Annotated in this window: 13 protein-coding genes and 1 pseudogene; 4 read left to right on the top strand and 10 right to left on the bottom strand. The window is 70.6% G+C overall.

Going from position 1 to position 8,421, the window contains the following annotated elements; translation table 11 throughout:
- Positions 1-5: 5 nt before the first annotated feature.
- From VGX25_RS10570 to VGX25_RS10545, 6 genes are all read right to left on the bottom strand, one after another.
- Positions 6-299 (bottom strand): hypothetical protein, encoded by a 294-nt coding sequence (locus tag VGX25_RS10570; RefSeq protein ID WP_326917468.1) that lies wholly within the window; start codon positions 297-299, stop codon positions 6-8.
- A 19-nt stretch (positions 300-318) separates the two neighbouring features.
- Positions 319-726 (bottom strand): hypothetical protein, encoded by a 408-nt coding sequence (locus tag VGX25_RS10565; RefSeq protein ID WP_326917467.1) that lies wholly within the window; start codon positions 724-726, stop codon positions 319-321.
- A gap of 230 nt (positions 727-956) precedes the next feature.
- Positions 957-2,141 (bottom strand): DNA glycosylase AlkZ-like family protein, encoded by a 1,185-nt coding sequence (locus VGX25_RS10560; protein ID WP_326917466.1) that lies wholly within the window; start codon positions 2,139-2,141, stop codon positions 957-959.
- Complete coding sequence (locus VGX25_RS10555) at positions 2,138-2,614, bottom strand: VOC family protein (protein WP_326917465.1); 477 nt, start codon at positions 2,612-2,614, stop codon at positions 2,138-2,140. The genes VGX25_RS10560 and VGX25_RS10555 overlap by 4 nt, the downstream gene beginning before the upstream one ends.
- Positions 2,607-2,978, bottom strand: a complete 372-nt coding sequence (locus VGX25_RS10550; RefSeq protein WP_326917464.1) for a PadR family transcriptional regulator — start codon at positions 2,976-2,978, stop codon at positions 2,607-2,609. The genes VGX25_RS10555 and VGX25_RS10550 overlap by 8 nt, the downstream gene beginning before the upstream one ends.
- Before the next feature lie 26 nt (positions 2,979-3,004).
- The gene (locus tag VGX25_RS10545) at positions 3,005-3,679 is read right to left on the bottom strand and encodes a response regulator transcription factor (protein ID WP_326917463.1); all 675 of its coding nucleotides are present in this window, start codon (positions 3,677-3,679) and stop codon (positions 3,005-3,007) included.
- Between the two features lie 540 nt (positions 3,680-4,219).
- On the opposite strand from VGX25_RS10545, the gene VGX25_RS10540 reads away from it, so the two are divergent.
- Entirely contained in the window at positions 4,220-4,741 is a 522-nt protein-coding gene (locus tag VGX25_RS10540; RefSeq protein ID WP_326917462.1) for a hypothetical protein, read from the top strand.
- 79 nt (positions 4,742-4,820) lie between these two features.
- On the opposite strand, the gene VGX25_RS10535 is transcribed toward VGX25_RS10540, so the two are convergent.
- A complete protein-coding gene (locus VGX25_RS10535) occupies positions 4,821-5,354 on the bottom strand; it encodes a hypothetical protein (protein ID WP_326917461.1) in 534 nt (177 codons plus the stop codon).
- A gap of 246 nt (positions 5,355-5,600) precedes the next feature.
- Here VGX25_RS10535 and VGX25_RS10530 point away from each other — a divergent pair, with 246 nt between their 5' ends.
- Positions 5,601-6,203, top strand: a complete 603-nt coding sequence (locus tag VGX25_RS10530; protein ID WP_326917460.1) for a hypothetical protein — start codon at positions 5,601-5,603, stop codon at positions 6,201-6,203.
- Positions 6,204-6,265: 62 nt separating this feature from the next.
- Here the strand turns inward: VGX25_RS10530 and VGX25_RS10525 are convergent, their stop codons facing one another.
- Positions 6,266-6,394, bottom strand: coding sequence for a hypothetical protein (locus VGX25_RS10525; protein ID WP_326917459.1), 129 nt, complete (start codon positions 6,392-6,394; stop codon positions 6,266-6,268).
- Between the two features lie 15 nt (positions 6,395-6,409).
- Positions 6,410-6,558: pseudogene (locus VGX25_RS10520) on the bottom strand (putative quinol monooxygenase); the annotation flags it as partial.
- A gap of 268 nt (positions 6,559-6,826) precedes the next feature.
- On the opposite strand from VGX25_RS10520, the gene VGX25_RS10515 reads away from it, so the two are divergent.
- Together VGX25_RS10515 and VGX25_RS10510 are read left to right on the top strand one after the other, a co-directional pair.
- On the top strand, positions 6,827-7,732 hold the full coding sequence (locus VGX25_RS10515) for an alpha/beta fold hydrolase (RefSeq protein ID WP_326917457.1): 906 nt from the start codon (positions 6,827-6,829) through the stop codon (positions 7,730-7,732).
- 12 nt (positions 7,733-7,744) lie between these two features.
- The gene (locus VGX25_RS10510; RefSeq protein ID WP_326917456.1) at positions 7,745-8,089 is read left to right on the top strand and encodes a hypothetical protein; all 345 of its coding nucleotides are present in this window, start codon (positions 7,745-7,747) and stop codon (positions 8,087-8,089) included.
- Here the strand turns inward: VGX25_RS10510 and VGX25_RS10505 are convergent.
- The coding region (locus VGX25_RS10505) for a helix-turn-helix transcriptional regulator (protein ID WP_326917455.1) at positions 8,047-8,421 on the bottom strand (375 nt) is incomplete at its 5' end. The genes VGX25_RS10510 and VGX25_RS10505 overlap by 43 nt on opposite strands.

Here is an 8,421-nt window from a genome sequence, read left to right as displayed (position 1 = left end):
CCTCCTCACAGATACTGGATGAACGCGTCGGTGACGTATTCCGGGAAGCAGCCCGCGCTCGAATAGCCGTACCAGAATACGGCCGGGCCGTAGCTGACCCGGGTTTGGCACAGCACGACCAGGCGCCAGTTCCGCGGCTGGGCATCGGCGCCGCACCAGGCCGTGGCGGAGTAGTAGTAGCGCGAGACGCGACAGCCCGGCGGGACGTCAGCGGTCGACGCCGCTTGCGACGGTGCCGCGGCCACCGTACTCGCTGCGGCAACGGCCAGCCCGACGACCAGTGCTCGCCCCGTCTTCACGGCATGACTCCCCATCGGGCTAGTAGCAGGCATACGAGTTGACCGCGATGTTGCCGCCCGAGAGGAAGCCCATGGCTGGAATATCGATTCTCAGGTCGTAGCGCAGCGGATCGGTGCCGAAGACGGTGAACCGCCAGGTCGCCGACCCGTTCGCCGGCACGAACTTGCCAGGAGGCGTGTAATTGTTGTTCTGGGTGATCGTGGCGTAGTAACCGAAGGGCCCCCAGGCGAAGAGGGTCACGTCGATGTACTGGCCCGCGTCGACCCGCACGAAGTTCACGCCTTGGTAGACGTTTCCCCACCGGCACAACGCTTGTACCCCGGCCGAGTCGGCGCCGGCCGAATTCGCCGACGCCGGAAGGCTCAGCCCGACAGTCAGGGCCAGGCCGCCGAGCAGGACGGCAAGGCTACGCTTCCATCGCGACATAGTTGATAACTCCCCGAATCAAATATTTGCAATTCGGTGAAACTCTCACCATGGTCAGTATCAATTTTCTGATCGGCGGAGCGCAACCACCGGCGCCACTCAACCTGCGCCGGCCGGCACTCAGCGGGTGACGAAGTGGTGGCCCGCGCTTCGTCCCCGGATCCGCGTGACCCGCGCCGGTGCGGCGACCTCGGTGACGGCCGCCTCGAAGGCGGGTGACATCCGTGTGCTCAGCGCCCAACCGCACGCAGGGCGGCGATCCGGGGCGCCCGGGACTTGGGAGAGTCCAGGCTCACGTACCTGGCGTCCCCGACCTGGTCCCGGATGTACGCCTCGGTTCGGTCCACTTCGGACCTCAGCGCGCGATCCCTGGCCGCGGCCGCATCGAAGGTCCACCACACGATCCGCTCAGTGTCCACATCGTACTGCCAGAGGCCGATCAGCCGGCCCCGGTCGAGGATCGCATGGTCGGGCAGGTCGGTGTGCCGGCCGAGGGCGCGCGACGTGCCCGGCACCGTGCGGTCGAGGTCGGCCGGGTCGATCAGGCCGGCCAGGTCCCTGCGCAGCAGGAGCACCGCGTCCAGCCCGGCCACCAGCGCGTAGCTCCGTCGCGCCGGCCGGGCGAACTCGGCGTACGCCTTCGCATCCTCCGGCAGGGCAAGGATTCCCGGGACGGCGCCGTCGAGCTCGACCAGCTCCAGCTCCGCCATGGCCGCCTTCGCGTCCCGGGCGGAGAACCCGGTGAACCACCGCAGCTGCGCCGGCGTCGCCCCGCCGGTCCACGCGAAGTACCGCCGGGCCAGCTCCATCCTGGCCTGCTCGTCGGTCAGCCCGGATTCCGGGTGGTCCCAGCGGGTGTAGGTGAACCGCTGCTGGTCCAGCCGCCCCGCCACGGGCACCCGGCGCAGGTCCCCGGAGGCCTGCAGCAGCCCGAGCGCCACCGGTAGCGTGGTCGTGACGCCCTGCTTCCTGCCGGCGTCCCCGAGGTTGCGCACCGCGTCGCCGAGCGCGCCCTTCAACGCCGCCGGATCGAGCGGACCGGCCGCCACCGCCGCGAGCACGGCCGCGCACAGGTCGTCGATCTCCTTGCGGGGCACGCCGAGCTTGCCCACCTTGACCACATCGGCCTCCGGCGCGCCCCGCCCGACCTGAAGCGCCAGCCCGTAGTCGCTGGCGGGCACCACGTATGTGCAGCCGCGGGCCGACGGCAGCTCGTGGATCGCCAGCCGCGCAACCTCATCGTCCACCGCGGCCCGGGACACGCCGGTGCGGGCGAACAGCGTCAGGTACGGGTTCACGCCACCGCCGGAGCGCGCCCAACCGGTTCGGGCCAGGACCGTGGCCGGGTCGAGCCCGGCCAGCGATCCGTCCAGCCCCTGCCGGTGCCACCACCACGCCCGCAGGTTCTCCGTCACGACCGCTCCTCAAGGTCCCGGGTCAGCGACCACGCGTCCCCGCGTGCCTCGAGGTCCGACACGGACAGGTCCTCCCGCGGCGTGGCGATCGACCACTGGTGACCGTGCGGGTCGCGCACGATGGCGTAGCGGTCGCCCCAGAACGCGTCCTCCGGCGCCATGACCGACTCCGCGCCGGCGGCCAGTGCCCCGGCATACACTCTGTCCACATCGGACACGTATAGGTGCAGCCGAACCGTCGTGCCGCCCAGCCGGGCAGGCGAGCGGACCTGGTCCGGCTCGAAGTCGTCGATCACCAGCAGCCGGCCACCGCACAGGAGCAGCTCGCAGTGCATGATCCGCCCGTCTGGCGCATGGTTGCGCACCAGCTCGTCGGCGCCGAACGCCTCGCGGTAGAACCGAATCGCCCGCTCCGCGTCGTCCACGACGAGCTGCGGGGTGGGTCCGGGGAACTCCACGGACACGTCAATCACGAGTGGTCCTCTCGGTCTTGGCGACCCGCAGCACGCCGAGGTCGGCCGCGGCGTCGACGAGCCGGGCCAGCCGCCGCGCCTCGGCCTCGGCCGCGGCCCGGCCCGCTGCGGTGACGCGGTAGCTGCGCCGCCGCTCCGCCCGGCGGTCGGCCCGCATCGACTCGGCCTCGGTGGCGATCTCCTCCACCAGCCCGTCCACGCGCATCCGCTGCAGGGAGCGGTAAAGCGTGGCCGGTCCGAGCACGACGGTGCCGCCGGTCAGCTCCGCCACATCGGCCATCAGCGCGTAGCCGTGCCGCTCTCCCTTGTGCAGGGCCAGAAGCAGCGCGAACACGGCGGGCGTCAACGGCTGATCGTCCACCACGGTGCGGGTGCTCCCGTCCGGTCGGATTACGTCCGGTTCGGATAGTATCCATCATGGATATCATCCGCAACACCGCGGCGGTAGGCCAGCACGGCGAGGACCCGGCGGTGGCCGGGGGTGGCGCCGAGGCGGAGCTTGGCGAAGATGGCGTTGCAGTGTTTCTCGACCGTGTTCACGCTGATGCACAGGCGTTCGGCGATGGACTGGTTCGTCGCGCCCTCGGCCATGAGCCCAAGGATGTCCCGCTGCCGGTCGGTCAGCCCGGCAAGGTGATCGCGCGCGGGGCGGTGGGTGAGCACCTCATGCTCGACCACCGCGACACCCGCCAGCAGGAGGTCGACGACCTCGACCAGCTTGTCTCCATTGGACAGTCGGTCCCGCGACAGGTAGCCGATCGGCCCGCCGGCAGCGGACCGGATGTCCTCGAGCAGGGACGGGCAGATCTTCTGAGCCAGGACCAACATGGCCATAGCCGGCCAGCGACGCCGGACGAGCCGGATCGGACTTACCGTGCCGTCCATCCCGGACGTTGCGATCCGAGGATCCACGATCGTGACGTCCGGGCCCGTGCGGCCGAGCAGGTCGAGCAGATCCCGAAAGTCGCGTGCCACCCCAACGATTTCCATGCCGCGGTCCCGCACCAGATCCACAATGGACTCCTGGCCGCGGGTCGGACTGTCCGCGATCGCCACCGTGATCACCTACTCACCATCGCACCCCGTCCGGCCGCCGGGGGTCCGTTCTGCGTGTACTAAGTGGTGGCCGCGGCGGGATTGGGTGGCCCGATCGCTGGAGCGCCGGCACCGCGGCTCCCTAGGCTTCTTCCACCATGTGCTTGACTCCGAGCTGACGCAGCAGCCTACCCAACAGGCAAACCGCCAGATGCGCGTTAGGTGGGGTGCGGGGAGGCCGGGGGTTGCCGAAGCCGTTTCCCGTGGTCGGACGCGAGCGGCAGATCGGGGAAGTGCTCGCGTCGCTGCCGCGGCGGGACATGGTCGCCGCGTTCCTGATCGGGCCGGCCGGGTGGGGAAGAGCGGCCTGGCCGCCGGGGTGCTCGCGCGGGCCCGCGGCCGGGGGCGCCGGGTCGTCCGATTGGCCGCGACGGAGGCCTGCGCACACGTCCCGTTCGCCGCGGTGGCCGGGTTGCCGCCGCAGCGTGGCGACCCGCCGGCCAACCGGCTCGAGTTGTTCCGCGCGGTCCGCGACGCCCTCCCCGCCGGGGGTCCGCCGGCCGGCTGGTCGTGCTGGTCGACGACGCGCACCTGCTTGACGAGCCGTCGGCGGCCCTGCCGCACCAGCTCGCCGGCACGAGGCGGGCCTTCCTGGTCGGCACGGTCCGCGGCGGCGAGCGCCTCGGCGCCGTGCTGCGCTCGCTGTGGCGGCACGACCGGGTGGTGGCGGATCAGCGTCCCGCCGCTCCGCCAGGCCGACGTCACCGAGCTGCTGCGGGCGGTGCTCGGCGGCCAGATCGACCGGGGCGTCGCGCACCAGCCGCACCGGCGCAGCGCAGGGGAACGCGCTGTACCCTGCGGGAGCTGATCAGGGCCGGGCTGGAGTCGGGGAGCCTGTGCGGCGCGGACGGGGTGTGGCGGCTGCACGGCGGCCCGGCCCGCACCGCTCCGCTTGAGGAGCTGCTCGCCGACCGGCTCCGCGGCGTCGGCGACGACGTGCGCGCGGCGGCCGAGGTGGTCGCGTTCGCCGAGCCGATCGGCCTGAGCACAGCGTGTACGCCAAGCTCGGCCGCGCCGGCCTGGTCGAGGTGACCTCGTCCTACGCGCGGTGACCACACGATCGAGGTGCGGGCGAGACGCCCACACCTCGACCGTCGCGGTGACCCGCGTGCTATTGGGGACTTCCGCTGCCGTCAGCGGTCCCGTTCGCGCGCACGACCGTGTTCACCCAGGGATACCAATCCCCGTAGCAGCCGATTCCCGGCGGGCAGAACCGGAACCTCGCGGTGGCGCCGTCCTGCCAGAACGTCTTGTCGGACGCCTCCTGGTGGGTCTCGCTCGTCCGGCCCTCGTACTGCACTCCGATCGAGGTGGCCTGCTCGTACGAGTAGCTGTGGAAGGTGACCTGGATCCAGTTCCAGCACCAGCCGACGTGCTGGGTGAACCTGGACAACCAGTTGCCCGCCTGGCCGTAGGTGTTGACGCCGAACGTGAACGTCTGGCACGGGTCGGCGTTGACCGAAGCGGGCGCCACCACGCCGTCCGGCAGGCCGGGCGACACCGATCGGAAGAACTCGTGCCGCACGGTCCCGACCGGGTTGCCCGGCGCGGCGGGCGCGGCGCTGGCCGAAACCGGCATGGCGGTGACCATGCCCAGGGCAATTGCGGCGATGGACAGGGCGAAACGTGTGATGGGTATCTTCATGTGCAGTCCTCTCGCGTTACGTGAAACCCTTTCCTGGTGATTCGGCTCGCCGTTGCCGAATCACATACTCATTCAAGAACCAATTTTCCGTGTCGGTCAACACTCAATTCACGCCGCCGCGCCACTCATCGCCGAAGGATGACCCGCAATATGGCGGCTAGCCGGGTTCCCCGGCGCTCCTCGCCTTGAGAGTGTCGATCCGACCCACCAGGTCAGCAACGCGAACTCATTTCAGAGGAGAATTAGTTGCAACGACAGATCTTCGGCAGGCGTGCCACGAGATCGACCTTCCTAGGCTTCCTGACCACCCTGGCCACGGCGGCGGTGCTGGTCGCGGTGCCACAGTCCGCGCAGGCGGCCAGCACGTGGACGAAATGCCTTCCCAAGGCGGACGTTCCCGGCTTCACCCCCGTGTTCACCGATGATTCCCAGGTGTACACCGGTCCGGCTCCCGCCCCGACGGGGAAAGTCGTCTACGCCGGGCTGTGGGATGCCGTCACCGACGCTTACGACGGGGCTCAGCTCAACACATTGCACTTCACCAAGGGCGGTGAGGACGATGAGCCGTCGGACAACTGGGCCTGGCTCAACTTCGACGGCAACGCCATCACGTTCTACTACCGCACGGAACCCGGAGCCGGTGCGTTCAACGTCTACATGGACGGCCAGTGGTTCTTCGATCTAGGGCAATCCTCCTACGATGGTGGGCGGTACTACAAGAGCATCACCTTCTGTGAGAACGCGAACGGGAGTCGCCGGCACAAAATCGGCCTCCACTCGCGCAACCAGTTCGAGTACGCGTACAACACCAACGTGGACGCGTTCCTGACCCACCAGTTCACCTACTGATCCCGACCGGCTGACGTCCTCTCGGGCCCGCCACCGCGGTGGCGGGCCCGAGAGCCATGCGGCTACCCGGTGGGATAGCCGAGCACCTTGACCGGTACGCAGTTGCCGAACAGCACGCTGTCCGGCTCGACCAGCGGGCGCAGCTTCTCCTTGTAGCGGCGGAAAGCCTCACCGCTCTCGTGCGCCGCCACCGCCTGCTCCGAGGCCCAGGTCTCTACAGCCAGAACTCGTTCGGGTCGTCCACCGAGCGGTGCACGCCGAAGGCGAGGTTGCCCGGCTCGCCCTGCTCGATCCGGCGCGGGTTCTCGAGCAGGAGCTCAAGGACGGTCTCCGCCTGCCCCTCCTTGGCGACCATTCGGACGAAGTACGTGACAGCGCCCATCGGGCCCCAGCTCCTCTCGGCGGCGACGGCGGCGGACCGGCCAACTGTATGTCCATAGCGGACTTGGCGCTGCCGGCCCCGATGCGGATGAGTATTGCGGGGGCCGATTTTGAGTGCCGTCGATCAGCCGCCCGGCGGCTACGCTCGGCCCGAGGAGATCGCCGGGCAGTCTCCGGCGGCCGGTCGCCGCGCGTCGATTCCCCCTCTCCGCGCGGTGGCCGGCACCGCATGCGGAGACCCGATGACGAGAGGTGCGCGGGGCGTGCACGGCGAGGGTGAGCGGATCGACACACCGCACGGGCGGGTGTACCTGGAGGTGGAGGGGGAGGGGCCGGTGGTGGTTCTGGTGCCGGGTGGCCCGGGGGTGGGGCACGCGCACTACCACCCGTGGTTCTCCCGGCTGGCCGACCGGCACACGGTGGTCTACTTCGACGCGCCGGGCACGGGCCGTTCGGACCGGCCCACCGGTTCCGGCGACTACTCCGTGCGGACCTATGCCGGCGCGGTCGAGGCGATCCGGGAGCACCTGGGCGCCGGGCGGATCGCGGTGGCCGGCCTGTCGTTCGGCGGGCTGGTCGCCGCCGAGTACGCCACCACGCACCCGGACCGGGTGCGCCGCCTGGTGTTCAGCAACGCGCCGTACAGCGCCGCGTCCTGGCAGCGGGGCAACATCGACAACGTCAACCACGAGATCCGGGTCCGCTACCCGCAGCTGTGGGACCGGCTGATGCGGCTGCGCGAGGCCGGGATCACCTCGCTGGCGCCGGAGTACCAGGCCGTGTTTCAGCGGGTGCTGCCCGAGCTGGAATGGGCCGACCCGGACGGCCACCCCACGCTGAACCGGGACCCGGCGGAGAAGTTCCAACCCGACGTCTACACCGCGTTCATCGGCTCCGATCCGGAGTGGACGGTGCAGGGGACACTGGCCGGGTTCGACCCGACCCCCCGCCTTGCCGGCCTGGCCGTGCCCACGCTGGTGGTCACCGGCCGGTTCGACCGGGTGACCCCACCGGCGATCGCGCACTCCCTTGCCAGGCTCGTGCCGGGCGCGGAGCTGATCGTCTTCGAGCGCAGCGGCCACCGGCCGTGGGCGGAGGAGCCCGACCGCTACTTCGCCGCGCTCCACACCTTTCTGTTGTCCGAATAGGAGAGAGAACCCGTGCCGACGACCGTCATCACCGACGAGCAGATGCGCGCCCTGCTGCCGACGACCAAGGAGTACACGGTCGTCATCCTGCGCGCGGGCCCGAACCTTGGCACGCCGGAGGCCGACGGCATCATCTGGGAGCACGCCAGGCGCAACTTCGCCCTGCGCGCCGACGGTGTGCTGGCCATCGTGTGCCCGATCGCCGACGGGACGGACATCCACGGCGTCGGCGTGTTCAACCTCGACGCCGACGCCACGCGCCGCACGATGGCCGGCGACCCGGCGGTCCGGGCCGGCCTGTTCACCTACGAGGTTCACCCCTGCCGCAGCTTCCCCGGCGACGCGCTGCCGGCCTGACTATCTACTGTGGACAGACGGCTGGGCAGCTCGGCGCGGCCGGTGATGCCGAGCTTGGCGTAGACGCGGTGCAGGTGGTTCTCGACCGTGCGAACCGAAAGGGACAGGTGGGTCGCGATGTCGCGGTTGGGCATGGCGCCCGCGGCGAGGGTGGCGATCTGCCGCTCGCGCGCGGTCAGGGCGGCGACGGCGCCGGTGTGGTGCGGGCCGACCAGGCGGGCGCCCTCGCAGCGGGCGAGCAGGGCGTGGGCCCGTTCGCCGGCCACCGCGGCGCGGGTCGGCCGGTCCGGCCGGTAGGAGTCGGCGGCTTCCGCCGCGGCCTCGGCGGCCTC

The sequence above is a fragment of the Actinophytocola sp. genome (genome assembly GCF_035942955.1).
In the GTDB taxonomy this organism is placed as follows: Bacteria; Actinomycetota; Actinomycetes; order Mycobacteriales; family Pseudonocardiaceae; genus DASYTH01.
The sequence above is the reverse complement of the archived record's forward strand: the minus strand, read 5'-3'. Positions and strand labels throughout refer to the sequence as shown.